Here is a 25,973-nt window from a genome sequence, read left to right as displayed (position 1 = left end):
CCATTCGTATCACTTCATGTCTTTGCTATCTTGTCAATGCGTAAGTCCTATAATAATTGAATGCTTATCATCCCTCTCCCTAGTAGTGACTTCTGAACAGATCCCTTCATTAAGGGACCTTTACCGCTTTGGGAGGGGTATTTATTATGTTGGTATTTTTTCGATTAAGGTTTCCTCAAAAATGAAGAAGTTGTACTGAGGGATTCTTGCTCTAACGCTTTGCTGTATTGGAATGCAGGGTTTTCTAGGTAAGTCCAGGGGCACTGACAACTCAGATATCTTCAGCTCTACTTCATTGGACGAATAAGTTTTCAGGGGCGAAGCGGACGACCCCTTGACAGGCACCCTATAACCAGCAACAGGAGTACCCATGACCAAACCAAAGCCATACAAACGACCCCGCAAATGGTGGAAATGGGTGCCGCTCATTATTGCTGTGATTACCTGGCCCTGGACGGTTGCTGAGCGGTTGAGGCGGAATGCGTATAGTCGGAAGTATCGGAGGTGATTGATGTGAATGCTGCTTGGTTCGTTTGGATAGCAAAACCCCCAGGAAAGCATCGAATTCCTGGGGGTTTATTGTCTTTACTTCTGGCTAACTAGCTAGAAGTCGAGATTATGGCTGTGTCGTATGAAAGCGGTGATTAAGTGGGTGGGGGCTCAGGAGAAGGGATGCAGTTTGAGACTGCAGCGGTTGATGGGTGAGTGAGCGGGTGTTGGAGTTACTTGATGGGAATGTAGCGGCTTAGTTTATAGCCAGTTACCCTAGAGCCAAGTCAACTTCCTGAGGTCAGTCATGTGGGACAGTATCATCAGTAGCCTTGCGGTTCCTGTCTTTGAGCAACTTTGGAAAGGTGGTCGGTTCCTGATTGGCCAAGCCCGTGATGCGAAGCAAGGTGTTCAAAAAATAGAAGCAGGCATCAAAGCCTTGCAGGAATACCCCAAGCGTTACGAAGACCTACATGGACAGGTCAAGATCATGCCAGGGCTTATGAAAGAGCCCATGCCCTTGGATTCCATTTACACAGCTGTTAAATTCCTTGATGAACGTAACCGACGCTACTTTGCTTCGCCAGAAGACTTAGAGCAGTTCTATCGCGATCAAGGTAAACGCAACTTTCAGACTGCCGAAGAGCGTCATGATGGGATTTCTATTGCTAAAGAGAAACCGTATTTAATGGTGCTAGGCGGACCGGGTATCGGTAAAAGTACGTTTTTGAAAAAACTTGGACTAGAATCCTTCAAAGGAAAGCAGGGGCAGCTTCAGCGTGAGTGTATTCCAGTCTTCATTGAGCTTAAGACCCTGAGAAGCGAATCGATTGACCTGGTTAGCGTCCTTGCTGAGGAGTTTGAAACCTGTGGACTGTCGGATGCCAGAGCATTTACTGAGCTATCTCTTAAGAAAGGTAATCTGTTGATTTTACTAGACGGCTTAGATGAGGTCCCTACTGCCAATACGAACCGCGTTATTGAAAAAATTGAGGCCTTTGTCAGAAAATATCGCAAAAATACCTTTGTGGCCTCTTGTCGTACAGCCTCTTATCACAGTAGTTTTAGGCAGTTTAGCGATGTCACGATTGCTGATTTTGATGACGACCAGATTGAGCAATTTATCCGCCGCTGGTTTAACTCTAAATTAGACCAAGAAGCTGATACTGCTAACCACTATTGGGAGTTGCTACAGCGACCTCAAAACAAAGCAGCCAAGGAACTCGCTCAGACACCCTTGCTTCTGACGTTTCTGTGCTTAATTTATGAACGAGAACAAACGCTGCCTAGCAAACGTAGTACGCTCTACGGGCGAGCTTTGAATATTCTTCTAAGCGAGTGGTCAGCTCAGAAACGACTAGAGCCAACCCCAATCTACGAAGACTTTCATCCAGATTTAGAAAAGGTGCTGCTTAGCGAAATTGCCTATACCAGTTTTAAAGAAGATCGCCTTTTCTTTTCTAAATCAGACATTACTAGCCGTATCACCAGCTATCTCGCTGATACCCTGGATGCTCCAGACCATTTAGACGGTCAAGCTGTACTACATGCTATTGAGGTTCAGCAAGGTATTCTCGTAGAACGAGCAACCGATACTTATTCGTTCTCGCACTTAACGCTTCAGGAATACCTCACAGCACGTTATATCAGTAGAAAGAATCTAATGCAGGAGCTGGTTGATCAGCATTTAACAGATGATCGCTGGCGAGAAGTATTTTTATTGGTATCAGGATTGTTAGAAGAGCGAAGCCAAGAACTTTGGCTATTGATGGAGCAACAAGCCAATACTTTCATTAGCTCATTGAAGCTACAAGGTTTATTGCAATGGGCGATGATGAGATTAAGTGATAGCTCACTTCCCAGTAATCAAATACTGGCGTTAAGGGCGAGGCTTTTGTCTTCTGCCATCGCCATCGACAGCGACAGAGCCAGAGCCAGCGACAGAGCCAGAGCCAGAGCCAGAGCCAGCATCATCGCCAGCGTCATCGACATCACCATCACCAGCGACAGCGACAGAGCCATCACCAGCGTCAGCGACAGCGACAGCGACAGCGACAGCGACAGCGACAGCGACAGCGACAGCGACAGCGACAGCGACAGCGACAGCGACAGCGACAGAGCCAGCGACAGAGCCAGCGCCATCGCCAGAGCCAGCGACAGCGTCATCACCATCACCAGAGCCAGCGTCATCACCATCGCCATCGCCAGCGACAGCGACAGCGACAGAGCCAGAGCCAGCGCCAGAGCCAGCGCCAGAGCCAGCGCCAGCGCTATCGCCAGCGCCAGAGCCAGCGACAGCGTCATCGACGTTGACTACGAAGCGCTTTCAAAAAAGCTAGACGAACTAAAACAACAAATTCCTTCTGATGAGGCTACAGCTGATGAATGGAGAAGTTTTGCTGATCAGTTACTTGAAACCTTTCTAACCTTCTTCCACTTAGACAGAGAGCTAATAACGTTCTCACTTCCAGAAGCCCAAGCCTTAGAAAAATACCTCTACGCCACCAAACTGATCATCGACTGCAAAAATGCGGCTGTTCGAGTCTCTCGTAAGGAATGGGAAGTGATTGAATCCAGGTTGTTGACGCCTCCAGGGGAAAAGATCAAGAGGTATAACAAAGAGCAGTCAAGATTAACCCAGCTAATATCCAGATTAGTGAACTGCCGTCAGTGGCATTGACTGATAAAGGGTAGCTACCTGAGGCGTCCGCAGTTTATAGTGTTGTCCCGTCCTGACTTGAGGATTTCTGACAATCGAGGATGTCAATTTTATGTCATACTCAAATCGAGCTATTTTGCTGGGTTGGTCTGTCTTAGATCAACCCTTTGTTATAGATGACTTCAAATCCTCAATCCCAGTTATTTCAGCTACTTGCTCAGGCCAATGAGCAACGTAAAACAACCGATCGCATTGGTGAGGAAGCTCGCAATCAGTCGTCAGTAACTCAGTCTTCTCTACTACCTGATATTGATTCGCTGAGGACTCAAATTGAGTCAGCGGGGGTTGGAGCAAATCCAGAGCTAGAAGATGACTACCTGGAAACCCTTAGAACATTCAGACGTTTGGGGCAGGTGGCTCAATCTGGCTCAAGTAAAGTCACTACATCTGTATCGACTGAGTTGGCCAAAACGTTGCGGATTGTCGATCTATATCAGTCTGTTTATGGACAGGGTGCCCTACGAAAATCGACCGGTGGAAATGTGCTGATAGGGATGTTGTATGCCCATGGTGCAAGTGATGAACATCTACGAGGGGTAAGCTAATGACTTCATGTTGGCTGCTTGATGGGCCTGGGCTGTGCGATCGCAAGGATGGCGAGGATTTATCATTTGCGGCTAATGCCCATTTATTTGAATGGCCAGCTGCTTTGGTATCGGCTGAGAGTGGGGTGGTGATGACGGCAGACATGGATCAGCCGTTTCGTGATGTTGGATATAAGCAATGGAAGAACAAACGAGCCAGGCATGAGCCGCAACAGATTCCGGTGCCTATTGTGTCTGGAGATCCGAGTGACTTTAGCGTGATTGATCGGCTTAGGGCTGCGGTCCAGCAACCTGAGTCAGCACCCATTTATGGATTCTCAAGGCCAAGCCAGAGTTCTGCATTTAGGTTGGCACAACAACTGCCAGACGTATCTAACCCATGGATAGACAAGCTGGGCCTGAATTCTTTCAAGTCATTACCTGAACGTAGTGACAAAGCCCCCACCCAATACGAAACCTTGGGAACACTATGGTTGCTCAATAGCATTTCTGAAGACTTCCTGTCTTTGGCAATGTTCAACTTAGATATCGTTGAACTCATTGGACCAAAGGGCGGTGCATTTGCTCTGAGGGCTGCTTTACAGAATCAAGGGGTAACGCCAGAATCGTTCGACAATACGGTGCGTCGATATCAGTCGAGAGTGATTCCCCAGGTATCGCAGGCGATGGATTCTCGCATGACGGTTGTAGAAGGCAATATCCGACAGTGGTTAGCTGCTGGCAGAAAAGCTGTCCGACTGCCCGATGGGACGGTTGATGAAACCTTATCTCGGGTTAATGCCATCACCGCTTTACATGGGGCTCAGCGGTTAGCTCATATTGGGCTGCGGATGGATGGCTTTGCCTGGGCTGCGAATGACACCCTAAATTGTTTGATTAACCCTGGCCAATAGAAGCTTCCGCCATCCTTTGCCATCCATTGGGATACTTGCTGGTTTGTCGTACCACCGAGCCAAGGAAGTATTATCGATGCCAGATACCATCAGGTGAATAATCTCTGATGTTTTAATTCCCTGCTCGCGTGCCCATAAGTCTTCTGGGCTAACCGGGTGTGTGGCATGGATTAATACATCGCATTGTCGATGAGTGCCGTCTGCGATCGCAGTCTTCATGCCATTAATATCAGCACCATAGACCAGGATGAATTTGTCGGCAGGGTTTAGCCGTTTGTAGGTGGTGCTCCAATCAGTGTGTTGAATAACCTGGTCCCTTAACTCTCGTTGTATTTGGCCAAGGGCTGAATGGGTAATGTCTCCATCCATGAATTGTTCTTCTGCTATGGCCAGTTCGTTAGCAATTTCTAGGCTTGGGTGTAGATATACCCAGTTGCGTTGCGGTTCTACCTCAGGCTGAGGTGTAGAGATAGTGTGAGCTGAATTGATGTGATTCCCAATAATCCGATCCACTGCAGCCAAGGAAATCCTTAGGTGTGTTGGGTTCATCCCGATCTCAACATCGGTACCAGTCTGAAGTCCTAACCGATGAATGCGCGATAACATTTCATCAGGAGATTTAGGCGATTCAATAGAAATAAAGTCAGACATGATTAGCTTCGCAACGCTTTTAGAGAATTTGGGTAAGGATTTGGTCCTCTTGATAGAAACACCCTGCACCCAAGTGGAACAAACATCCTCTTTGGATCCAGATACACTCGTCAGACAAGAAGCAGTTCGACGTGCGATCGCCTGCCGCTGCTCCGATACGTTTGAGCCACATATTTTAAACCACGTTACACATTAGCTGAAATCACATCTGACAACATAATTCTCTTCTAGCTATGGCCTGGTCTCCTTCTTCTCCAGATGATTTTAGTCAGTTCGAGCCGACCGATATGCTCGACTTTCTCGACTGGTTCGAGCGTAACTACACTGAATCGCTGGCCATTCATATCGCTGATAGCTTCATCGAAGGTGTTTCGGTTCCCTACGCTGAGGCGATCGCACGCGGGGAAGATGCGGACGTACCAGACTGGATAGAGACATTATTTAGGTATCGGTTAGCGGCACAGTGGACCTATCAGCGGGGTTATCCAGTTGCCCAAGGATTGAGCCGTAACCTAGCGTCAGTCTTATCTGATGAGTTGCTAGAGGGATACATGAGCAACTATCGGATATCGCCTAAGGATGTGGCCGATATTCCCCCAGGCATCCGCCAAGCATTTGTAGAAAGTGCCAAGTTCTCTATGGACTGGATCAAAAACCTATCCGCTGAGGCGCGGGAGATGATTGGTGATTTAATCTCTGTCGATACTTTGAAAAACCGTACTCCAGCAGTCGCAGTACCTCTGATCGAGAAAGTACTCCAGCGTGAACTCGTCGCCCGTGAGCTGGGCCTGGTCCCCGACGACATATCTCCCGATCAGGTATCTGAATGGGCAAGTCAGGCTCAAGCCAAAGTAATCAATGCGATCTCATTCCGTGCGCAGATGATTAGTCGCACTGAATCAATGCGTGCCATGAATATAGGGGCTATGGCTGCACTACAACAGGATGGGCATTCGCACGTTTATGTAATGCCCCATGCCGGAAGTTGCCCACATTGTCGGCGGCTGCTCGATGGTCGTGTGTTCGATATTAGAGTGCTTCAGGCCAATGTCTTTGCTAATTTCGGCAAGCGTCCTAAAGATTGGGTCGCAGCATTGCCGCAACATCCCCAGTGTCGTCACTCCGTTGGTACGGTACCCATTAAATATAGAAAAGCGGTGTCTGAACTAGGCAGACTACCGCTTGACGGTGTAGTGCTGGAATTTTATGGGCTGCCGGGTGGGGAAGCAGCGATGCGATCGCTTAAACTTCCAGTGACCGATTGGCTGTCTGCATAGCTCATTACTCGCTACGGTGCCAGGTACCGCGATCGCTGAAACGCCCTAGATTCGTAGATGCTGGCTTCTGTGGAAGGTACGCTGGGGTTGGAAAACTGTTAAGCCTGTACATTTTCAGGGCTTGTGTCGTTTTTTAAAAAGAATTGCTAGAATCTAGAAACTATCACGACGACGTATAGAGTGGTTTTTCATCTCTTCAATCAAAATTTGAGTCAAAAGATTTTTCATTAGCAACCACTCCTGCTTTTGTACTCGATTTTGAACCTAATACCTAGTAAGGCATCCACGTTTAGTGGTCTAGTCTTTGCTCTTTATCGTACCGGCAATTTCATACTGCCAGTACGTGAAGGCTGTCTTAAGGTCTTGGTTCAAAATCGGTGCACGAATACCCGTGTCAATAGTTTGAACTGAAGAGTTATAGACGCCACTAGCGTAGATACTGCCTTTACTGGGTTTTTTCAAACCACAGTGAGGTGTAAACATGTCAGAAAAATCACCCCAGAAGTCTGACTCAGGGCTCATTATTCGAGCTTCTGTAGAGGTTTCTCGGGAATTAACAAAGGACCTAGTTAGTGGGTTAAAGCCCTGGCTGATTCCTATCGGCTTAGCTTTACTCACAGGCTTAGGTGTCCTGTCGTCCTCCGACTTCAGTCAACCAAGTCAACTGGAACCACCAGCTCTAACACAGACTGAGGAGGGGAAGTGAGGACTCAGATTACCTAGCCAATAATCAATAACCACATTGAGCGCAAAAGCCTGGGCCAAGGGGTCTGGGCTTTTGTGTTGAAGAGCTAACCCATGTCCTCACAGCTCTATTGTAGACAGATTTTAAGAGGGCTTTTATAAAGTAATCTATTCGTTTTATAGGTTTGTTCGGATTGATTGGTCGTGCCTCAATAAAACGTGGAATAGTTGACAACTGTAGTGCCAGACTCAAGACCTAATATTACAGTTGTAGCATGAAGAATCAGGAATTATTCTCTTCTTGTAATGTCAAAATATAGCTGCGACCTGATGTTGTCGTCTTGAAACACCCTTGTCCTGTGACACACATCACATCTGAGACAAATTCAAAATTATTCACTATAATTCGGGGAAACCTTAGGGGCAAAACCCTATGCAAGTAAAAGAATCGAAACGGAGCGTAGAGCTCAGGCCAAAAACCGTCTTAGGAAAATTCATACATATAATTATAAGAAATTGTGAAGAATCAATAGAGCAAATTGGCTTAATGTTGATGGGTGAACTTTGGCAATCAGTTTACCTATCCATTAAAGATATTATTGCGCTCAGCGTATTATTTCGAGTTCCAGGAGTTCTTTTTTTCTGGATAACAAAAGAAAATTTTACAGATTTCACCTCTTGTATGGATGAAAGTCCATTAAGCGCATCCTTTTATGCTTGCTTTGTTATTATTTCATCTGATTTAAGCTTATGGATTGTCTTGGCTTCAAGAACTGCTAGTCGTTTTTTTACGGCCTTATTTATTCGTAGAAAAAAGCTGTAGGAGGTAAAAATGGCTTTGAATCAACAAAAAAAAGGCAATTTGATAAAGCTGACTATCGAAAGCACTTCATCTTTATTGTTACAGTATCTTTTTGTCTTGATAGTTATTGCAGGTACCTTCATTGCATTTCAAGGAACTCCTGGTAAGCTTGTTCTATTTTTTGTTATTTCTATTTGTAGTATCACTGTATCCTTCTTAGAAGGAAGACGATTTTCCTTATGGCATCAGGAAAATCCAAAACAATTCTTTAATGTATCTAATTTTTATCTGTTGCTTGAAGCATTTTCATATTTAGTAAGTAATCACATTGTAGCTCCTACCGACTCCTGCACAAGAATACTGGTATCTAAAGGGGTACAACTGTCTAAAATTAAGCGAATTTTTAATTGGGCCAACACAAATTTTATTCGCCCTTTATCAAAATATGACAATAGCTTCCGCCAGCATCATGGGCTACAAGACAAGTTTATTGTTCTTTACTCAGGTAATATTGCTCGTACTCAAGGGGTGCGTATCATTATCCATGCGGCAAACACCTTACGCGATATTCCTGATATTGAGTTTGTCATTGTTGGTGAAGAACGTCAGCTAGGTGACTTGGATAATTTACGTCGTGAACTGGGCGTTGAGAATGTAACTTTATTGCCATTTGTTCGCCGCGAAGAGCTACCTACTATGCTGGCGGCGGCTGACGTGTCTCTAATTATTCAAAAAGCAAGTGTCGTAGGATTTAATATGCCGTCTAAAACAATGTTGCTGATGGCTAGTGGTCGTCCTATTGTTGCTTCTGTTCCAGGTGATGGAGCAGAAGCCCAAGCCGTTCAAGATAGCATGGGGGGAATAGTTGTAGAACCTGAAAAACCCAACGCATTAGCTAGGGCTATTTTGAAGCTTTATAACGATCCTATTAGCCTAGAACAGTTGGGTAAAAATGGGCGTATGTATGCGATCTCAAACTACTCCTTCGAACAAGCCCTGGAGGATTATGAGTCATTGTTGAGCAGTTTGACCGTTTCTCCACACATAACGGTAGCAGCTTTACAGCCTAAGGATACTTCTATTAAGTCTTCGCAGTAGCTCATCTAATTTCTGGATTAGATAAGCCTACGATTCTGACACAACAATGAGATTTAGTGAGTGAGTTTGATACAATGCGAATTCTTGTTTACTCGTCCAACTATCATCCTGAGCCCATTGGTATTGCTCCTTTGATGACGGAGTTGGCAGAAGGTTTAGTAGCTAAAGGTCATGGAGTAAGGGTCGTAGCGGCAATGCCAAACTACCCTCAGCGAAAGATCTATCCTGATTATCGTGGTCAGCTCTACTGTGAAGAAGAGCACAACGGCGTTAAAATTCAACGTTGCTATGTAGCTGTTCATCCCGACCCAGGTGTTATCACTCGTATTTTGCTAGGTAGTAGTTTTGCCTTATTTAGCTTTTTTCATGCACTTAAAGGGTGGCGTCCAGACATTATCCTCTGGACCAATCAGCCAATGTTGGCTGTAATCCCAGTCGCCTGCCTCAAACTTATTTATGGCTGCCCGGTGGTTCTATGTCAGCCGAAAGATCTCCAATCAAGTCTAGCTTTATTGCAGGCATAGCTTGGCTACAGAGCTCAGCGTTCGGGAAAGTCTGGCTGCAAAACAAAGAGACTCCCTTCAAGTAGTCGAAAATCTGGCAAATTTTGTCGTTCATAGCTATGAGTATAGCCGCGCGAAAACGCTAACCGTCCTCATGACAATCTGCTGAGACTCCCCAAAGACAGCTTCTCTTGCTTGCTTCAAGAGGGGAGTTGGCACCTTGGTCAAACTCTCATATTGAGTTCCAGTCAGCGCGATCGCAGCTTTTAAGATAAGATTCGCCTCCTCACGAAGTTCCGCTAGAAGCGACTCAAAGGCCTGACGTTGAGTCAGCGATTGAGTGACTGGCCTTGGTTTTACATCTCCGTCAAGAGCAAGTGCTAACTGCATTCCGGTGGGTTGACAACAGTGGTTTCTGTGTCTAGGATGTCATTGACAATCATGATTGTCAATTAAATGCCAATAAAGTGTTATTCAAAAAATGTCAGCAGAACTTAAATCACTAATAGAAGCAGCTGTTAGGAGCGTTGTGGCTGAGCAGTTCAGTCTTGGTTTATCTAGCGGTTCACTCCGTCGGCTTGATATAGAACGAGGTACAACGGAGGATGGCAGGCAATATTGCTGGGGCTATTGGGACACATATGCCAATAGCCTTAAGCCTGAATTCAACACCATGCTGACCGGATACATCAGGAGGATAGGGGTCCGGCAAACTGAATACAAAAGCAAAAAATCTAATCAATTACTTATAGAGGTTTTGGCTGGACCTACGTCCTATCGGATCAAGGCTGGCTTGGAGTCAGCAGCTGGCAAAAATTTGGTATGTGCGATCGCAGTGCTAACACAAGAGCGGCTTGCTAAGCCAGTTTCGATACGTGTTCGACCTGGTGACGATGACAAGGTTGTACTGGTCACGTTGTTTCAGGGTGATGAAATGGTTAGAGGCTTGCCCTGGCCAGGAGATGTCACTGCTCTGCGTACTGCTTATAAGCGAGCAAAGCAGCATTTAGAAGTGATGCAGTTCGACGAAAACGGACGGGTGATTAGGAATTGAGGAATTCTCTATGCCGATGAAGCGTGAGCTATATCCTGAGAATTGGGAGCAAATTGCTGCTGGTGTAAAAGATAAGGCTAATTGGACGTGTGAGGAATGCGATCGTATTTGTCGCAAAAAAGGAGAGTCAGTACTTGATCTTGCGCAGAGGATAGAGGGTAAAAATAATCAGTTTTTGGATTGGGTTAACCAAACAGCGTTGGCTGATTTGTTTGATAAGCCTCAGCGTTTTACGCTGACTGTTGCTCATCTTGACCATAATCCCGCTAATTGTGAACTCAGTAATCTGAAAGCACTTTGTTCTGTCTGCCATCTAAGATACGACCAAGAGCATCACAGGAAGAGTCGAGCTAGAAATGCAAGACTGAGGCAGGAAAAGGATGGGCAGATTCCGTTGACAGGAGTTTTAGATTAACTGACATCTTTAGTTATCAATTTATTGCCATAAAAACGCATAGCTTCTAAACTGTGTGTAACCATGGCCACAAATAAATATTTCTCATTTGGAGCAACGCTCGCTAAGTCTGCTGGATCAGACTTGAAAGTAGGGGGCGTTGCTTCTGCGTTTCTAAAAGATTTAGACGGGGATGCCCTAGAACCCGATGCCATCAGACGGGCAATTCCTGCATTTATGGCCGATCGCGGTCCTGACGGTATTCAAGGTGGACCTATCCGGCTCAACCACAACCTATGGAGTCGCTTCTTAAAGGATGCGATCGCAGCGCTGCGGTTATCTCCAGATGAGCAAATGGAGATGATTGCTTCTATTTCACTGCCGTTGGGTCGGGTCACCAAGATTTGGGTGGATGAGGCCGGTGTCACGCAGTGGCAAGGGATGCTATCGAAAGCGAATCCTATCGCTGGTGTGGTTTGGAAGATGCTCAAAGAAGGGTTAGTACATCTCGGGGTCAGCGTTGGGGGGCAGATCCTTGGTGTTCGTCGGGGGTCGGATGCCAGGGGAATGCCTTGCAATCTGATCACAGATATTCGTCTGGATGAGCTGAGTGTGACCGATAACCCAGCGTTTCGATTAGTGCAGGGAGAAACTGAAGACAATGGAGCTTACATAATGGCGCTGGCAAAATCAGCAGGCGTTGATGCCTGGCTGCAAAAGACTCTAAACAGTAGTGCGCCCAAGCAGTTTACGAGCGGGTCTTTTGGTGAAACACGTACTGGACTAAGTCATGGCATTGGTGAAACCAGCCTACGACCTAAGGGATCTCGCAAAATCAAACTGCAGGCTGTTCCAACCAAGACGGGTATTGGGGCTCCTACTAAGAAATGCGATCGCGCTGGTCAACAATCCGGTGCTGGCCATAAGCAAATCGCTACAGATGTATTTGGTCTGACCATTGGCCAGATGACGAAAGAACTTGCTAAAAGTGCTGCCATCAGTGACATCAAGGCAATGTCAGCCCCTGATCATCTCCAGTTTCTGACTGATTGCTGCTATGGGTTGGCAGGATCGATGGAATCTCCCCCTGGTGCGATCGTCAACCTGATGAGATTTCTGGGTGAATTCTGCAAGTTTGCAGGCATGTTGCCCCATATGGATGGATATCAGGCCAGTGGGACCATTGCGGAGATGGGGCCTGCATTGATGAAAAGTCTAGAAGACTTTGAAGAGAAGTTCCCGAAAGACCTGATGGGAACACCGGTCAGACCTAGCGGCTCTCCACGTCCTGTTTCTCAGACGGTGTTATTTCCGCAGCAATACGTTGTTTATAACTAAATAGGACTTTTAACAATGGATCCAAATGCAGCGCAGCAGCTATTAGGCTTGCTGCAGCAAATGACCACGCTTATTCAAGGTATGGCCGGTGGTGATGCTGGTGGCGATGACCCGATGGCAGATCCCACAGGTGGCGATCCGTCAGGGATGGAAACGCCAGATATGACGGCAGATCCTTCTATGGGAGATCCGACTGCCGGTGATCCGATGGCCATGGGTGATGCTGCGGGTGGTGACAACCTGCATGATCGGGTGAGCCAGCTGGAAGAACATACTGGCTTGCAGAAGTCTGCCGGTGCAGGGCTCTTAACTAGAATCACCAAGTTAGAAGAAGCATTGTTGGGCGTTGAGTACCAAGGTGCTGCGGTGGATCGGGTAGATCAGCTCGCTAAATCTCTTGGGATAGTGACTCCCCAGCAACAACCGGTTTCCACTGCTTCCTCAGGTGTGTCAGATGATGCACCTGAGGAAATTCCTCTTGAATCCCTGATCAAAGCCGCCATCAGGTCAGAACTGAGTACGCATCTTCAGAAGTCTAGTGAAGCGACTTTGCCTGATGTCAGTGATTTACGGCAGGCACAGCCAGTCATCCAGCGTCAGCCTGCACGTAGAGAGCCAACAACGTTGCAGACAGACGATGCATTGATGAAGTCTGCAGCGCAGTTTGGCTGGGAAGAAAGCGATCTAGATGAAGAAGTCACCTTTGGTGATGTGCTCCAGCTTCAATACAACGCCCAGCAGGGGGGCTCTACTCTCTTCAGCGACGACGACTAACGCCAGCTGAAGCCACAGATTTTCTACTTTTCTAATAGGTAAATTATGACTACACGCAGGGCTTTGTTAAAGTCCCTTGGTATTGGACCAGGGGGCGGTACTGAGGTGACGCTGCAGGAAACTGTTGCGTCGGAGGTGATTCCTCTCATTCGTCAAAAGTGCTTTGTTCGGCAAGTGGCTGATAAAGCTAAGACCTTAGTCAATATGACTAAGCCAAAAATCCGGGTACCCAAGCTGGTTCGTGCTCAGGGAGCTTACTCGGTAAAGGCCGGTCAGCCTGCACCTGAATTCCGGGCACGTATGGACTCTGTTCCCTTGGAGCCAGAGAAGATTATGGCTTGGTTGCCCATTGATAGTGAGGTCTTCGAAGACTCTACCATCAAGGATATTGAAGGCATCCTGAAAGAAGAGATGGCGAAGGAATTCGCCCAGGCAGAAGAGTTAGCCTTTCTTCTGGGTGATACCGACATCCATCACGATGATGGAGATCCCCGCAACGTCTTCGACGGTCTACTCAAGCAAGCTGCGGCTACTCCCCATGTCTACGACGCAACCTTAGACGATACAGAAGGGACGACTCCGGTTTCGAACATCATTCGCGCGATCGCAAACCTGGGTATCTACGGTCGTAACAAGCGTGAGCTGGTTGTGATGGTAGGAACTGGCTGGGAGCAAGCGCTGATCCGGAATAAGGCATTTCAGACGATGAGTGCTTATGCCTTTGGGTCGGGTGCTGGCATCTTCTCGGGTGAGATTGGTCGTATTGGGGGTGCTCCGGTAGTAGCAACGACCTTCCTGGATGCTCAGCCTGGTGAGTCAACCTCAAAAGCCTTTGTGATGCATCAAAGCTGCTTTGCGATCGGTGACTGGCAGAAGTTTTCGATTAATACCTATAACGAGATTTTGAGCCAGACTGACCAAGTTGCGATTCGGGCACGCGAGCGGATTGCGTTCACTGTTCGATATGCAGAGGCGATTTGTGAGATCTTAAATCCGCCTGCCTTCCTGTAATTCACCCTGGCAAAACAATGCATCAGCTAACCATTAGCAGCAACAAATATCCAGGCATTCAAATGAGGGTGCCTGACTTGCCGGGGTTCCCTGGTAAGTCAAAACCCCAAGAAGGGGTTGGTGGTGTAGTAACGTGGCATCGCGATCAGACATACCTTGTTACTGATGCCACCAAGGAAGCGATTGAACGAGAATTTGATCTCTTCCCTGGTCGCGTTTCCAGGCATTACAACCTGGTCTGGACTGCCTTAACGCCAGCACCAGCCGAGAACAAGGAAGCAGCACCGGAACCAGCTGCAGCGAAGACGCCTCCAGCTGAACTATCAGCCGAAGATAAAGATCTCATCGACATTGAAGTTGGTAAGTTGCTGGGTAAAACAATTGCTGAGGCAACACCAGTTCTGACCGCGACAGCCACCAATGTCGATATTGCCCTAAACCTACGGATTGCATACCTGCAAGCTGTCATTGCCCATGACGATATTCAGAAGGGTCTGCAAGACGAAGCTGAGGATCTTCTAGAACAAATCCAACCTGCTGCATAGACGATGGGCATCGAGTTTGGCGGTTGGACTCAAGTCAATTGGTGGGCTGGTTATCCAGTGGATTATCAGCTCTGGCAAGATACCAGCCACTCTCCCGGATCTGAAGTAAGTTTAGTGGCGACCTTGGCCAGAAATCTCACCCTTACAGTTCGGTCTGCGACTACAACAATCCAGGCATGGACTGAAGCGGATGCGGACTTCCCCGCTGTCATTACAGTGCCTGAACGTGGCTTAGTTCAGGTTTCATTGCCTAATGATATGTGGCTGGGTCTGAGTCAGGCTGAGCCATATTGGCTCGATATCTCAGCATATGGTCAGCTGCGGTTAAGCCAGCAGCTTAGATTGTCTCTTCCTGAGTCAGGCAGCCAGATAGTAAACGGGGTGGGGCAGTACGGCTCACCACGACAAGTACTTGAGGTGATTGGCCAGATACCAGGGGCATCAACACGGATTAGTGTTGATATCTCCAATGGGTGGACCCAAAATGAGCAAGGCTATTGGACAAGGACGTTCAGTACCCATCAGCCAATCTTCGGCCTGTGGGTGAATGACCGGCATTCGCTCAAAGTCGACTATGCCGATCTGGCAACGACTCATCGTGGTCATGCGATCGCAGAGAGTTCCGGGTCGTATGAGGTGTTTTATAACGGTCCTGAGGAGTTAGGGGCGTTTGATACGTTTGTCGAGACGGCATTCAGCATCTATGTGTGGCGCTGTTTGAAGGAAGCGACTGCAGAGATAGATCGAAAGACAGGACGGTTCTTTAATCAGCGGTTGATGGTGAGGGATCCGTATCGGGGTCGATACCGGCAGCACCAATTGATTCCAAAGGTTAGCCCGATCACTGCCGACAACCGATTTCGGCTAGATACCTATTCACGGTCCTATACGTTGGTGAGGCGATACACCCAAGAGGATCTGGTGCAGAACGCTGGTGGGCCAGCCTCTGTTCATCAACGGATTCATTTAGAGCCAAAGACCGGGATGATAACGGTCGCTGAAGCCTTCTGGGACTGGTTTGACCATGGGTTTCGGCTGGGCCTGGATGATGGCATTGGCGCTCTTGGACGGATGCCTCAAGGTGAATGGAACCTGGAGCTGACCTATACCGGTGGCTACGAAAAAACACCAGTCGATATTGACGAGGGCTGCGCCAACCTGGCAGCAATTCGGCAGGCGATCTTCTGGCAGCAGGCACTTACCCAGGGCATGAGTGCTATCTCCATTGGCTGTACCAATTTGAATTTTGGCGATATGACGTCACGTTGGTTTCCTTCCTGGCAAGCTGGCGCGGACGCTGCGATCGCAGCACATCAATCTATCTACATAGAGGAGTTTTAGGCTATGGCTTTAAATCCGCAAATCCATCCTTTTCCACCAATCCACCAGTCAGAACAGTCTTGGGACCATAGTCTACGGGCGTTGGCTCAACGGATGTTTCCAGGTGGCCGTATTGGTAATGGTCTGAAGCTGGGCATTCCTGCTACTACGGGGTTACTGCCTACCCTGACCGATGGATATATCAATTCTGGTGACAAGGTCATTGGCCCATTCGGTGCGCGATTGATTTCGACTGCTCCAGCGAGCGCTACTCGGGGACTTTACTATGGCTCCAAGCAGATGCGTTACCTGGCGGCGGCGGATGCCGATCCATCCGATATCTTGATCGGTACCGTAGTCACAGATGCCGACAGCATTGTCTCAGTCGTCCAAACGTTTTATCCGGCTCCGGGTAAAGTCGTCGTCCGGGCGCTACTGAACCTGCCCAAGGTAACAGCGGGAGCAGACGTTAGTCTGGGTACCGTCACCTTAGAAGGCTATGCCGGGTTCCGAGTTGCTCATGCCCACACCAAAACCGCTGAAGTTGCGGCGACTACTGCCGGTGGTGACGATGTAGTGATCAAGCATGGCTCCACCACTCTCGTTACCCATAACCAAGCTGCCCTAGATTCGGCTACCGGCCTTGCGATCGCAAGCCCAGGAGCCACTGAAGTAAGCCCAGATAGCAACAGTGTCGAGTTGTTCTACAACAGCACCCAGGGCACTGCCTTTACCGCAGGCATGGTTGAGGCCTACGTCGAAGTAGAAGGATTAGTGTAGGGCGCGTACTTTCTTGAGATGTACGCGCCCTCGATGAATCTTGGTTTTCCGAGTCAACAAGAGTTAATCGTCGAAGCGATTCGGGCACAGCTGCTCAACCCCCTACTTGCGGTAGATGTTGAGCATTGGGTTGCCTGTCATGTTGATTCGGAAAATTTCGAAGAGGGGCAATATCCCAATTATCTGGGGGATGATCCAGGTGAATTTCAGACTGGAGTGAGGTATGAGATTTCGGAGCACAGCCCGCTCAGGGGTGTTATTTGCGAAGCCAAGTTTAATCCCTGGCAGGCGATTGCGGGCATTCGATATCAGGCTGAAAATCGCCTTTATTTACCTGATCACCCTGGTGAGATATTTAAGCTTCACGACTCTCTTCCCAAGCTCCAAGATAAATTCATTATTCGTGGCCACACTCACTACGCAATGGGGCCTGCTACTCCCTGTCACTCTGGTGAAGTGGTAGCAATGTGGCAGGTCGATTTAGCTTCCCAACGTATCCCCGTCGAAGATCATGGCTATCAAGATTATTGATTCTAAAGGTGAGGCAGATTCTGTTACCCTGCCTGGCTTGGGTCGACTGTCAATCGGAACAGCTCTAAACGGAATTCCCGTCAGACTATTGCAAACAAAGCTCAGTGCTTCATTTGCAGACCGGTTCACCATTGAAGAGGTTGCCGACAAACCGGTAACTCCTAAGAAAACTACTCGTAGCAAGAAGCGTGGCGTACAGAGTTCAGATTAGGCCAAAGCAAGAAGCACTTGATCTCTTCCAGAGCTTAAAAGAAGGGCTTCCGGGTGTTCTTCGTGAAATTGTTAGAGATGCCGCAGACATCACAGCGCAATATGCCAAACAGAACGTTTCGGGCGTTCCATTTGAGAGTGAGACTGGCACGCATACTATCAATAAGCGATCTGGCCAGCTTGCGGCGTCAATTCAGTATCAGCATCCGTACGGGTCTCCCTTCCGGGCTCGGATATTTTCTAGCGCCAAGACCCGATACGCTGATAACCCAGAAGAGTATGACTATGGAGCCATCCTTGAATATGGGCGAGGGGAAATCGTACCTAGATATACACCCTCTGCCAAGGCAGGCAATACCGGGCAAGCAAAGCTTACTATTCCTGGCGGTGCGCATCAGCTCAATAGTGGTACGGGTGGTTTTCGTGGTGTGTCTGGAGGGTATGCTTTTGTCTCTCGCATACCTCCCATGGAAGGTAAATACTGGATGCAAGCCGCTCAGAAAGCCGCTCAGCCGGACATAACAGAAATGGCTCAACAACGGGTCGATAGCTTTATCGAGCAGCAAGGGTTCTGATGACTACCTATCCCGCTCTCGCTGGTCAACCGTCTCCCGTCTTTGGAGAACGGTTCACCTATCCATTTGATGGGAAAGCGGTTCTCCGACAAGTTACCGATGAGTTTGCGCGAGAATTTAATGCAGGTGCGATCGCATCGATTGAAACGTCTGGTGAGAGTGTTCATCAACGGATTGCGCAGTTTCGACGGTTGACGGTAACCAGTGCCTTTCCAACATCTAAAGATGACTGTCCACGGATTGCCCTACAGAGAACAGGGTGTGCGCCACAACCATCTGGCATTGGTCTGGATTACGACGAAGCGCTAGTAACGCTGGATGATGATACTGAAGCAGTTCGGGTCTCGTCTTCTGAGGTGGTCAAGGACACCATTGAAGTGTCTATCTGCACGACGAATGAGCGTCTACGGGATGATCTGTTTACCTGGTACCGGATGTACCTGATCGACTCAGTTCGGCATGTGCTACCGCAATTGAGAGACTATGGGTTCCATGATATTCGCGCCATTGATGCAGCAGACGGCACTGTTGAATATCAAGGTGGTCAAGGGCAGCCAGGGTTTCAGTTTTATACGGCTCAGATTATTGTCAACGCGACTTATGAGCTAACGGTCTTCAGGGATGTTGACGTTTTGAAGGGATTTTTTAATTGGCAAACTGCCTGGCCAGCTGAGCCATTAGCAACTGGTCAGGTTGGTGAAACCGGTGACGGTCAACCGCCAGATTCTGTCTTTCAACCTACATAGGGGTAAACCATGAGTGGTGTTTTATTTGGTCAGCCAAGTTCGCTGATCCGTCAGCCTGGTGCATACACTCGGGTCGATGCATCGGGTCTAGTTCTAAATCAGGCATTTGCCAGCAATATTGTTTGTATTGTTGGGCAAGCGTTGGGTGGAGATCCACTGCAGATCTATAAGTTCAATGATGCATCTCAGTCAGATGCGGTCTTTGGGCCAAAGTCGCCTTTAGCTCAAGCAATCAAGCTTGCTTTTCGGGGTGGTGTTAATGGTGGGGCTCCATTGGTCTACGGAGTGCGGGCGGATAATTCTGCTCAGGCTTCCGGGGTACTGACAGCTGTCAACGGTACCCAGATCCAGGGGACCATGAAAGACTTTGGCGGCTATGGCAATACCTTCTCAATTAACTTTGAGGATGGGTCTGTGCAGGGTACCAAAGCCACCGTCCTGGGCACCAACGTTCAGGGCAAGCCATACCGGCAGGTCATTGACAATGAGACTTCGTTCTCTCGCTTGATCCAGCGTCTATCGGATGAGTCCCCGATGGAGCTGTCCGTTTTGACCGGTGGCCAGAAGGCATCTCAGACGCTAACCATTGCGACATCAACCGATGATGGTAAAGCCACGATCACCGACCAAGGCAATACAACTGTATCGACTGAAGGATACTTCTACCAGTATCCTCAATCCCTTGGCATCGTTGACTCTCAGAAGTCTCTGCTATTTGCCTTTAATGCCACCATTAGTTGGAATATATCGGCACTTGCCACCAGTACATTCACAGCGCCAGGCCATAGCCTGACCGATGGCACTCCGATCAAATTTTCGGGAACCACCCTGCCGCCAGAAGTGAGTACCGACACCATCTACTATGTGCGGGATACTTCCGGGGATAACTTTGCGATCGCAGCCACCAGCGGGGGTGCAGCATTGACACTGACCGGGACGGTGGACAGTGCCACAGTGATTCGTGCCTTTGGGACTACGTTGATTGCGTCAGCGCTGCCAGCGGTTGTTGAAGGATCCTATGCAGCGGCGGCGGATGCGGTCACGGATGCCTATAGCCAGACGCCTACAAACAATATTTCGGTTACAGACACTGCCTATGGTTCGAACATCTACCGCATGCGGATGTCCGGTGTGGACCGGTGGGGGCACAATGCCGGTCAGGGCCTGATCGGTTCCATCTTTGCGGTGACCGGTGGCGACTATGCCGGTACTTACCAGATCATGCATCAGGAATGGGATGGACTCTCAACAGACCAAACACGGGTGGTACAAAAGCTGACCACAGGCGATCTAACACCGGGCACCTTTGCTGGCACGCTCGACTTTTGGCCCAGTCTACGATTGCCCAAAACACAGCCTGCTACCGAAGCAATCGAAACCCAGCTACCGGCCAATGGCAACATCTATCGCGGGGGACAGTTCCTCACTATCTCCTTAGATGTACCCGATGAAGACACAATTGCTGTCTTCTACTCAACCGAACCTGGTGACACTATCGAGTCCATTGGTGAGAAGATTGTCGGCCTGATTAATGAAGATGCTGCCTGGGATGATGTTGCGATCTCAGCAGCTACCTATAACGGGGGGACATTTACCAGCACCATTACCATTACTGCAGTTGATCCAGGGATAGTTGGGAATAGCTATAAGCCAAACATTTTGGTAAATACCCAGACAACGGTGCTCGTAGCTACCGGTGGCCTGACACTGGAAGATGGCGTTGATCCAGAACCGCCAAGAGATGCCCTAGGCAATACGACTGGGGCGCTGATTATGGCATCTGGATTTGATTCGGTGCCTAACTACCAACGGCACCTAGAAGCGTTAGAAGCTATCAAATTTGAGCCGCTACGGTGGATTGTCTGTCTATCGGATGATGCAGCAGTCCAAGCCGCATATTCAGATCATGTGACTCAGATGAGTAGCACTCCCCAGCGTCGAGAGCGGATGGTCATCATGGGCCATGGTCTGGGCTGGACTGATGCGGAAATCAGGGCACGGGCAGAAACGTTCAACAATGAACGAGTCGTGTTTGTCAGCCCTGGCCTGCGAATGGCCGATCTAGCCACTGGGGCCGGTGCCCGAACCTACAGCAGTGCCCAGGCGACAACCGCTGTTATTGCTGGGATGCTAGCCGCTGAAGGCAATGGCATTTCTGATCCCATCACTCATACATTCCTCACGAATGTACTGGCAGCCGAGAAAGAGTATGTCTCTGGCTCGATTGCACTCGATGAGATGCTGACATCTGGGGTGCTGACTATCGAGAAAGATCCCACCCTGGTTCGAGAGTCGCGAGGATACCGGGTGACTCGGGGGCTGACGACTTGGCGAATAGATAACAGCCTGGAGTCAATCACGGTCGTGAACCAGTCAGACTTCATCGCCCAGGTGATTCGCGATCTAGAAGAAACGTTGTTCGTCGGCAAAGCGTTGGTCCCAACAACACTGCCAGTCATTGTGGAGTCCGTTAATTTAGAGCTCCAACGTCGATCCGAAGAACAAATCATTTACGGATTTGAAGCAGGGGCGACGACCGCCACGATCAACCCAGATAACCAGGGTGCTGTAGATGTCGCTTACACCATCTACCCAGCACCCGCACTGGAATTTGTCTTGAACACCCAAATACTGCTGCCTATCCCGTCAGACAGCTCTAATTAGTACAGGATTTAACCCATGGCTTTTAGGCAAACTTATAGTCGAGTAGAAAACTCGGCCCAAACCCGTATTGAGCACTCGCTGGATATGGCAATCATCATCAACGGATTCCGAATGGGCCGAATCCAAGGGTTCTCTGCCTCTGGTCAGGCTTCTCCTAGGCCAGTGACTGAGATTGGATCAGATAGAGCCGTTGAACATGTGCCAGGTATCAAGATGTTCCAGGCGCGGATCCAGTCGATGTCTCTTCGTTACGGCACTCTGCCCAAACGATTAGCCTCAGTGGCAGGGGGTGTTATTGACCAGCGATCGCTGTCATCGACGCTCACCAATATGCCGGAATTTGATATTGGCGTATTCCGTAGAGGCTCAGCAGGAGCACCTGCGCCACAGTTGTATGCACCTGCTCAACAGCCTGCAAATCTGTCTGGGACTGGTGGACTAGTAGAGCTTTATCAAGGCTGCATTATCGATACGTTTGAACGGTCAATCTCCGCCCAAGAAGCAACGATTATGGAGAATGTCTCCATCCGCTATATCGATGTAATCCAAGGTAATCCCGGTGTTTAATAAGGTTTTCCCAAAGTGTTAAATCATTCCTCTGGGCATTAGTTCAGAGGATTTTTTCGTTGTAATCCCTCTAAAGCAATGCCCGACAATAACGAATGCCTGAATAACTCCCATGAGACGATGACGATTACCCATTTCGAGCATTTGGGGTCTGTCACCGTCCGTCCACGCACTAACAACGACATCATGAATGCCGTGCCAGCTGAAACCGATCGGCGGCTTGGTAACAACATGAACCCGTCGATGACTACCCGCTACAACGCAGCATTGCAAGCAACCATGCATATCGCTGTTGTCAGCCCTCCGGGATTGGTCGATATTATCCTGAACTCCGAAGATGTTCGAGATTTACGAGTTGAGGTACCAATCGACGATAGCGGGGATGCCAAAGATACTCGCGTAGTCAATGTATTTCAGCAGTTCTCAGAAGAATACGATGCCTGGTGTGCCGATCGCATTAGTCAGGCATCTGAAAAAAAGTCTGGGCAGGAGATGACGGAAAGTGGGACCGAATCTGTTTCGTAGTTCGCGATCGCTACGGTCTGTTGCCCACCAACCGTGACTGGTTGGCGATGACCGAAGCTCAGGTTATCTGGGAATATCGACAGATAGTAAAAGCAGAAAACGAAAAGGCCAAGGCGCAAAATCCAAACGCCATGACCTTTGAAGAGGAATATAAGGATCCAACCTACGTGGCAGGTGATCCGGGTGAAATAGTTGAGATTGATTACTCTGGATTGAGCTATTCATCAAACTCTAAATAGCAATGGGCTATGCCAATAGTTTGACGGCAATAAGCCCATGTCTGATTGGATATCTGCAAACATCGCGCAAGCAGGATTTTCAACTCAGATTAAGTAACCAGCCTATTTTATAAGTCAGCCATAGCAAATCGGCTCACTGCCGTTAAAGCATCCATAAGATATCCTATGAGGGTAAATTTTCCGCATTCGTCATGGAACCTCTCACTGCGGCGGCCCTCGCCACCCTCCTAGTTACCAAAATGATTGAGAAACTAGGTGAGTCCCTGGGCGAAAAAATACCTGAGCTGGGCAGCCACGTATGGGAGCAGGTTGCCAAATTAAAAGACGTCATGAAGGCCAAGTCGCCTGAAACGATGGCCGTTCTGACTGCAGCTGAAAGTGCCCCAGGTCTAGTAGACGCTCAGCCAGACGTCTTTGGGTTACCGGTACTCACACAAAAGGTAGAAACCCTGGCTACCGCCGAACCCGATGTGGCCGAGTTGATTGAGGCATTGGATGCTGACGTGCGCCCTCAACTCCCGACGGCGTTTCAGGAAAAGCTGGTCCAGCAAGTGTTATTAAAAGGGATCAAAGGGAAATCCATTAAAGCAACTGACTTGAACCAGACCGCTGCCGCATCGGCGACCAAAGTCAGTCAGGAAATGCTGGTGGATGTCGACGTTGAAGGAGGTATCGATGTGAGCAGTGCTAGTCAAACGGCTTAGGGAAGCCGTCACTGGAATGCAGCAAAAACGCCTATGACGTCATCGGACGTTCCACAGCCATCACCAAACCCTGCTCAAGAGGCCTTTAAAAATGTTAGAGCGGGGCGAGATATCAATGCCACGATTAATCAGGAACTCAACTACTACCCCGCACCGCGTGAGAAACCAGCGGGGATTCCCAATAATAGTCCGCCTGGAACGGGGAAATTTGTTGGGCGCACCCAAGCCATGACTGTGCTTCATACCCAACTCATGGAGCATTCGAGTGGGGTCGCGGCAATTGTGGGTATGGGGGGCTTAGGGAAGAGTGAATTAGCAATTCAATATGCCAGTCGTTATCAAAATTCCTACCCAGGGGGGATTTGCTGGTTGAATGCCCGGACGGGAGATGTGCTGACCCAACTGATTCAGTATTGTCAGTTGCAGTTGGGTATGGTGCTGCCCCAGAAATTAGCCCAACAGTCCTTGAGCGTTGTCGAGACCGCCACCTGGTATATCGCCCACTGGCGACTTGACGGGACTGTTCTGGTGGTGCTGGATGATGTGGTTACCCTATCTGACTGCAAACCCTTGCTGGACCTCTTGAAGCCGCCATTTCGGACGCTGATGACCACTCGCGATCAGTTGTTGGATGCGAGCTTCTTTAAGGTGCCGTTAGAAGTGCTCTACCCGGACGATGCCTTGGAACTCCTCACTGCTCTAGTCGGCAATCGGATTCAAGCTGAACAGACCACCGCCCAAACCCTCTGTGAGACATTAGGATATTTGCCCCTGGGGATTGAATTAGTCGGGCGCTATCTGAGCACAAACCCCTTCGTATCGGTTACGGAGGTGAGCCAAAACATATCGTTGCGGAGTCAACAGCTCATGCCTCAACCGGTTTCCATGATGGCAAACCAACGGGGGGTGTGGGCCGCGTTTGAACTGAGTTGGAATCAACTGGATGAGGCTGCTCAACAGTTGGGCGAACTGTTGAGCTTCTTTGCTCCAGGAGATATTTCGTGGGAACTCGTGGAGCAGGTTATGGCTCTAACCGATTTGGAGGAAGCCGCGTTAACAACGGCCCAAACAACGCTGTACCAGCAAAGCCTGCTACAGAAAGCTGACGGAGAAACGCTGCGACTGCATCCATTAATCCAGGAATTTTTTACGGCACAGCGACAGCAGCATCCTCACCAGGAGGACTGGCAGCAAGCTTACATTCAGGGACTGGCGAATTTTGCAAGCGACATTCCCTATGTCTTGGTGTTGGAGGATATCAACCGACTGACACCCGCTATCCCACACATTGTTGCGCTGCTGAGGCACCCCCTCGACTTGATCTCGGATGAAAATTTGGAGCCTTTATTCACGGGGACTACTCGCTTCTACCACAGCCAGGCGATTTATACCGAAGCTCAACACTGGGCAGAACAAGGCTATGCCGTTTTGAAAGAACGCCTTGGCGAGGAAAATCCCGATATCGCCCGAATTCTCAACGATTTAGCCAATTTATACTCAAACCAAAGGTGTTATAGCGAGGCCGAACCTCTCTATCTGCAAGCCTTAGAGATCACGAAACGGACTCTTGATGAGGAGCATCCCTATGTCGCCAGAAGTCTCAACAATTTAGCTATTCTATACTATGAACAAGGTCGCTACAGCGAGGCCGAGTCCCTCTATCTGCAAGCCTTAGAGATCACGAAACGGACGCTGGGTGAGGAGCATCCCAATGTCGCCAACAGTCTCAACAACTTAGCCATTCTATACTATGATCAAAGGCACTACAGCGAGGCCGAGTCCCTCTATCTGCAAGCCTTAGAGATCACGAAACGGACTCTTGGTGAGGAGCATCCCTATGTTGCCAACAGGCTTAATAATTTAGCTATTCTATACTCAAAACAAGGTCGCTACAGCGAGGCCGAGCCCCTCTATCTGCAAGCCTTAGAGATCACGAAACGGACTCTTGGTGAGGAGCATCCCGATGTCGCCAACAGTCTCAACAACTTAGCCATTCTATACTATGAACAAGGTCGCTACAGCGAGGCCGAGCCCCTCTATCTGCAAGCCTTAGAGATCACGAAACGGACTCTTGGTGAGGAGCATCCCAATGTCGCCAACAGTCTCAACAACTTAGCCATTCTAAGACGAGGGAAGCATTTTAGAAGAGCTCTTTCTATTGTTCGCTTAGGTTTGTTAGGGCTACTCCTTGGTATTTCTATTCATATATTGATTGTGTTCTTCGGAACTCTAAATCCAAAGGTGCTGTTTTGGCTTATTATCTTTTTAATAGTGGGAGTTTTCCTATGGAAATGGCATCCCAGATGATCGTGTACAAATCGGAAATGTACATGAT

29 protein-coding genes are annotated in these 25,973 nt (G+C 48.7%); 26 read left to right on the top strand and 3 right to left on the bottom strand.

The features are described 5' to 3' along the window. Positions 1-796: 796 nt before the first annotated feature. From IXB50_RS12890 to IXB50_RS12880, 3 genes are all read left to right on the top strand, one after another. Positions 797-3,169: an NACHT domain-containing protein gene (locus tag IXB50_RS12890; protein WP_215609385.1), complete on the top strand. Its 2,373-nt coding sequence runs from the start codon at positions 797-799 to the stop codon at positions 3,167-3,169. A 155-nt stretch (positions 3,170-3,324) separates the two neighbouring features. Then, positions 3,325-3,753 carry a hypothetical protein gene (locus IXB50_RS12885; protein WP_215609384.1) on the top strand — a complete coding sequence of 143 codons (429 nt, stop codon included), beginning with the start codon at positions 3,325-3,327 and terminating at the stop codon, positions 3,751-3,753. Next, on the top strand, positions 3,753-4,646 hold the full coding sequence (locus IXB50_RS12880; protein WP_215609383.1) for a hypothetical protein: 894 nt from the start codon (positions 3,753-3,755) through the stop codon (positions 4,644-4,646). The genes IXB50_RS12885 and IXB50_RS12880 overlap by 1 nt, the downstream gene beginning before the upstream one ends. Here the strand turns inward: IXB50_RS12880 and IXB50_RS12875 are convergent. After that, positions 4,617-5,297, bottom strand: coding sequence for a hypothetical protein (locus IXB50_RS12875; protein ID WP_215609382.1), 681 nt, complete (start codon positions 5,295-5,297; stop codon positions 4,617-4,619). The genes IXB50_RS12880 and IXB50_RS12875 overlap by 30 nt on opposite strands. Between IXB50_RS12875 and IXB50_RS12870 the strand changes: the two genes are divergently transcribed. Both IXB50_RS12870 and IXB50_RS12865 read left to right on the top strand, forming a co-directional pair. Next, on the top strand, positions 5,296-5,493 hold the full coding sequence (locus IXB50_RS12870; RefSeq protein ID WP_215609381.1) for a hypothetical protein: 198 nt from the start codon (positions 5,296-5,298) through the stop codon (positions 5,491-5,493). The two genes, IXB50_RS12875 and IXB50_RS12870, sit on opposite strands and share 2 nt — an antisense overlap. 37 nt (positions 5,494-5,530) lie before the next feature. Next, positions 5,531-6,574 (top strand): structural protein, encoded by a 1,044-nt coding sequence (locus tag IXB50_RS12865; protein WP_215609380.1) that lies wholly within the window; start codon positions 5,531-5,533, stop codon positions 6,572-6,574. 297 nt (positions 6,575-6,871) lie between these two features. On the opposite strand, the gene IXB50_RS12860 is transcribed toward IXB50_RS12865, so the two are convergent. Next, positions 6,872-7,096 (bottom strand): hypothetical protein, encoded by a 225-nt coding sequence (locus tag IXB50_RS12860; RefSeq protein WP_215609379.1) that lies wholly within the window; start codon positions 7,094-7,096, stop codon positions 6,872-6,874. A 595-nt stretch (positions 7,097-7,691) separates the two neighbouring features. Between IXB50_RS12860 and IXB50_RS12855 the strand changes: the two genes are divergently transcribed. The 3 genes from IXB50_RS12855 (at position 7,692) to IXB50_RS12845 (ending at position 9,682) form a co-directional block, all read left to right on the top strand. Then, on the top strand, positions 7,692-8,081 hold the full coding sequence (locus tag IXB50_RS12855; protein WP_215609378.1) for a hypothetical protein: 390 nt from the start codon (positions 7,692-7,694) through the stop codon (positions 8,079-8,081). A gap of 9 nt (positions 8,082-8,090) precedes the next feature. Next, complete coding sequence (locus IXB50_RS12850; RefSeq protein ID WP_215609377.1) at positions 8,091-9,158, top strand: glycosyltransferase family 4 protein; 1,068 nt, start codon at positions 8,091-8,093, stop codon at positions 9,156-9,158. Positions 9,159-9,232: 74 nt separating this feature from the next. Further along, the gene (locus tag IXB50_RS12845; protein WP_215609376.1) at positions 9,233-9,682 is read left to right on the top strand and encodes a glycosyltransferase; all 450 of its coding nucleotides are present in this window, start codon (positions 9,233-9,235) and stop codon (positions 9,680-9,682) included. Between the two features lie 96 nt (positions 9,683-9,778). On the opposite strand, the gene IXB50_RS12840 is transcribed toward IXB50_RS12845, so the two are convergent. After that, positions 9,779-10,051, bottom strand: a complete 273-nt coding sequence (locus tag IXB50_RS12840; protein ID WP_215609375.1) for a hypothetical protein — start codon at positions 10,049-10,051, stop codon at positions 9,779-9,781. 139 nt (positions 10,052-10,190) lie between these two features. On the opposite strand from IXB50_RS12840, the gene IXB50_RS12835 reads away from it, so the two are divergent. From IXB50_RS12835 to IXB50_RS12750, 18 genes are all read left to right on the top strand, one after another. After that, positions 10,191-10,715 (top strand): hypothetical protein, encoded by a 525-nt coding sequence (locus IXB50_RS12835; protein ID WP_215609374.1) that lies wholly within the window; start codon positions 10,191-10,193, stop codon positions 10,713-10,715. 10 nt (positions 10,716-10,725) lie between these two features. Continuing rightward, complete coding sequence (locus IXB50_RS12830) at positions 10,726-11,130, top strand: hypothetical protein (protein ID WP_215609373.1); 405 nt, start codon at positions 10,726-10,728, stop codon at positions 11,128-11,130. 63 nt (positions 11,131-11,193) lie between these two features. Beyond that, positions 11,194-12,447: an HK97 family phage prohead protease gene (locus tag IXB50_RS12825; protein WP_215609372.1), complete on the top strand. Its 1,254-nt coding sequence runs from the start codon at positions 11,194-11,196 to the stop codon at positions 12,445-12,447. Positions 12,448-12,462: 15 nt separating this feature from the next. Beyond that, the gene (locus IXB50_RS12820; RefSeq protein WP_215609371.1) at positions 12,463-13,221 is read left to right on the top strand and encodes a hypothetical protein; all 759 of its coding nucleotides are present in this window, start codon (positions 12,463-12,465) and stop codon (positions 13,219-13,221) included. Positions 13,222-13,266: 45 nt separating this feature from the next. Further along, positions 13,267-14,232 (top strand): phage major capsid protein, encoded by a 966-nt coding sequence (locus IXB50_RS12815; RefSeq protein ID WP_215609370.1) that lies wholly within the window; start codon positions 13,267-13,269, stop codon positions 14,230-14,232. 17 nt (positions 14,233-14,249) lie between these two features. Continuing rightward, positions 14,250-14,777 carry a hypothetical protein gene (locus tag IXB50_RS12810; RefSeq protein ID WP_215609369.1) on the top strand — a complete coding sequence of 176 codons (528 nt, stop codon included), beginning with the start codon at positions 14,250-14,252 and terminating at the stop codon, positions 14,775-14,777. 3 nt (positions 14,778-14,780) lie between these two features. After that, entirely contained in the window at positions 14,781-16,118 is a 1,338-nt protein-coding gene (locus IXB50_RS12805; protein WP_215609368.1) for a hypothetical protein, read from the top strand. A 3-nt stretch (positions 16,119-16,121) separates the two neighbouring features. Then, complete coding sequence (locus IXB50_RS12800; RefSeq protein WP_215609367.1) at positions 16,122-16,877, top strand: hypothetical protein; 756 nt, start codon at positions 16,122-16,124, stop codon at positions 16,875-16,877. A gap of 33 nt (positions 16,878-16,910) precedes the next feature. Then, positions 16,911-17,408 carry a hypothetical protein gene (locus IXB50_RS12795; RefSeq protein ID WP_215609366.1) on the top strand — a complete coding sequence of 166 codons (498 nt, stop codon included), beginning with the start codon at positions 16,911-16,913 and terminating at the stop codon, positions 17,406-17,408. Further along, entirely contained in the window at positions 17,389-17,619 is a 231-nt protein-coding gene (locus IXB50_RS12790) for a hypothetical protein (RefSeq protein ID WP_215609365.1), read from the top strand. The genes IXB50_RS12795 and IXB50_RS12790 overlap by 20 nt, the downstream gene beginning before the upstream one ends. Beyond that, entirely contained in the window at positions 17,597-18,193 is a 597-nt protein-coding gene (locus IXB50_RS12785; protein WP_215609364.1) for an HK97 gp10 family phage protein, read from the top strand. Before IXB50_RS12790 ends, IXB50_RS12785 begins: the two co-directional genes overlap by 23 nt. Further along, positions 18,193-18,939 (top strand): hypothetical protein, encoded by a 747-nt coding sequence (locus tag IXB50_RS12780; protein WP_215609363.1) that lies wholly within the window; start codon positions 18,193-18,195, stop codon positions 18,937-18,939. Before IXB50_RS12785 ends, IXB50_RS12780 begins: the two co-directional genes overlap by 1 nt. Positions 18,940-18,948: 9 nt before the next feature. Beyond that, a complete protein-coding gene (locus tag IXB50_RS12775) occupies positions 18,949-21,603 on the top strand; it encodes a hypothetical protein (protein ID WP_215609362.1) in 2,655 nt (884 codons plus the stop codon). 15 nt (positions 21,604-21,618) lie between these two features. After that, a complete protein-coding gene (locus IXB50_RS12770; protein ID WP_215609361.1) occupies positions 21,619-22,170 on the top strand; it encodes a hypothetical protein in 552 nt (183 codons plus the stop codon). Between the two features lie 78 nt (positions 22,171-22,248). Beyond that, positions 22,249-22,695 carry a hypothetical protein gene (locus tag IXB50_RS12765; protein ID WP_215609360.1) on the top strand — a complete coding sequence of 149 codons (447 nt, stop codon included), beginning with the start codon at positions 22,249-22,251 and terminating at the stop codon, positions 22,693-22,695. Positions 22,696-22,742: 47 nt separating this feature from the next. Continuing rightward, positions 22,743-22,934 carry a hypothetical protein gene (locus IXB50_RS12760; RefSeq protein ID WP_215609359.1) on the top strand — a complete coding sequence of 64 codons (192 nt, stop codon included), beginning with the start codon at positions 22,743-22,745 and terminating at the stop codon, positions 22,932-22,934. 191 nt (positions 22,935-23,125) lie between these two features. Continuing rightward, positions 23,126-23,638, top strand: coding sequence for a hypothetical protein (locus tag IXB50_RS12755; protein ID WP_215609358.1), 513 nt, complete (start codon positions 23,126-23,128; stop codon positions 23,636-23,638). Between the two features lie 33 nt (positions 23,639-23,671). Then, positions 23,672-25,945: a tetratricopeptide repeat protein gene (locus tag IXB50_RS12750; RefSeq protein ID WP_215609357.1), complete on the top strand. Its 2,274-nt coding sequence runs from the start codon at positions 23,672-23,674 to the stop codon at positions 25,943-25,945. The last annotated feature ends 28 nt before the right edge of the window (positions 25,946-25,973 follow it).

Source organism: Leptothoe spongobia TAU-MAC 1115 (genome assembly GCF_018739885.1).
GTDB lineage: Bacteria > Cyanobacteriota > Cyanobacteriia > Phormidesmidales > Phormidesmidaceae > Leptothoe > Leptothoe spongobia.
This window is presented reverse-complemented; position numbering and strand designations above follow the sequence as displayed.

Bases quoted from the DNA above. Each gene is read 5' to 3' on its own strand.
- IXB50_RS12890 (WP_215609385.1), top strand. From the start codon at position 797: ATGTGGGACAGTATCATCAGTAGCCTTGCGGTTCCTGTCTTTGAGCAA.
- IXB50_RS12885 (WP_215609384.1), top strand. From the start codon at position 3,325: ATGACTTCAAATCCTCAATCCCAGTTATTTCAGCTACTTGCTCAGGCC.
- IXB50_RS12880 (WP_215609383.1), top strand. From the start codon at position 3,753: ATGACTTCATGTTGGCTGCTTGATGGGCCTGGGCTGTGCGATCGCAAG.
- IXB50_RS12870 (WP_215609381.1), top strand. From the start codon at position 5,296: ATGATTAGCTTCGCAACGCTTTTAGAGAATTTGGGTAAGGATTTGGTC.
- IXB50_RS12875 (WP_215609382.1), bottom strand. From the start codon at position 5,297: ATGTCTGACTTTATTTCTATTGAATCGCCTAAATCTCCTGATGAAATG.
- IXB50_RS12865 (WP_215609380.1), top strand. From the start codon at position 5,531: ATGGCCTGGTCTCCTTCTTCTCCAGATGATTTTAGTCAGTTCGAGCCG.
- IXB50_RS12860 (WP_215609379.1), bottom strand. From the start codon at position 7,096: ATGAGCCCTGAGTCAGACTTCTGGGGTGATTTTTCTGACATGTTTACA.
- IXB50_RS12855 (WP_215609378.1), top strand. From the start codon at position 7,692: ATGCAAGTAAAAGAATCGAAACGGAGCGTAGAGCTCAGGCCAAAAACC.
- IXB50_RS12850 (WP_215609377.1), top strand. From the start codon at position 8,091: ATGGCTTTGAATCAACAAAAAAAAGGCAATTTGATAAAGCTGACTATC.
- IXB50_RS12845 (WP_215609376.1), top strand. From the start codon at position 9,233: ATGCGAATTCTTGTTTACTCGTCCAACTATCATCCTGAGCCCATTGGT.
- IXB50_RS12840 (WP_215609375.1), bottom strand. From the start codon at position 10,051: ATGCAGTTAGCACTTGCTCTTGACGGAGATGTAAAACCAAGGCCAGTC.
- IXB50_RS12830 (WP_215609373.1), top strand. From the start codon at position 10,726: ATGCCGATGAAGCGTGAGCTATATCCTGAGAATTGGGAGCAAATTGCT.
- IXB50_RS12825 (WP_215609372.1), top strand. From the start codon at position 11,194: ATGGCCACAAATAAATATTTCTCATTTGGAGCAACGCTCGCTAAGTCT.
- IXB50_RS12820 (WP_215609371.1), top strand. From the start codon at position 12,463: ATGGATCCAAATGCAGCGCAGCAGCTATTAGGCTTGCTGCAGCAAATG.
- IXB50_RS12815 (WP_215609370.1), top strand. From the start codon at position 13,267: ATGACTACACGCAGGGCTTTGTTAAAGTCCCTTGGTATTGGACCAGGG.
- IXB50_RS12810 (WP_215609369.1), top strand. From the start codon at position 14,250: ATGCATCAGCTAACCATTAGCAGCAACAAATATCCAGGCATTCAAATG.
- IXB50_RS12805 (WP_215609368.1), top strand. From the start codon at position 14,781: ATGGGCATCGAGTTTGGCGGTTGGACTCAAGTCAATTGGTGGGCTGGT.
- IXB50_RS12800 (WP_215609367.1), top strand. From the start codon at position 16,122: ATGGCTTTAAATCCGCAAATCCATCCTTTTCCACCAATCCACCAGTCA.
- IXB50_RS12795 (WP_215609366.1), top strand. From the start codon at position 16,911: ATGAATCTTGGTTTTCCGAGTCAACAAGAGTTAATCGTCGAAGCGATT.
- IXB50_RS12790 (WP_215609365.1), top strand. From the start codon at position 17,389: ATGGCTATCAAGATTATTGATTCTAAAGGTGAGGCAGATTCTGTTACC.
- IXB50_RS12780 (WP_215609363.1), top strand. From the start codon at position 18,193: ATGACTACCTATCCCGCTCTCGCTGGTCAACCGTCTCCCGTCTTTGGA.
- IXB50_RS12775 (WP_215609362.1), top strand. From the start codon at position 18,949: ATGAGTGGTGTTTTATTTGGTCAGCCAAGTTCGCTGATCCGTCAGCCT.
- IXB50_RS12770 (WP_215609361.1), top strand. From the start codon at position 21,619: ATGGCTTTTAGGCAAACTTATAGTCGAGTAGAAAACTCGGCCCAAACC.
- IXB50_RS12765 (WP_215609360.1), top strand. From the start codon at position 22,249: ATGCCCGACAATAACGAATGCCTGAATAACTCCCATGAGACGATGACG.
- IXB50_RS12760 (WP_215609359.1), top strand. From the start codon at position 22,743: ATGACCGAAGCTCAGGTTATCTGGGAATATCGACAGATAGTAAAAGCA.
- IXB50_RS12755 (WP_215609358.1), top strand. From the start codon at position 23,126: ATGGAACCTCTCACTGCGGCGGCCCTCGCCACCCTCCTAGTTACCAAA.
- IXB50_RS12750 (WP_215609357.1), top strand. From the start codon at position 23,672: ATGACGTCATCGGACGTTCCACAGCCATCACCAAACCCTGCTCAAGAG.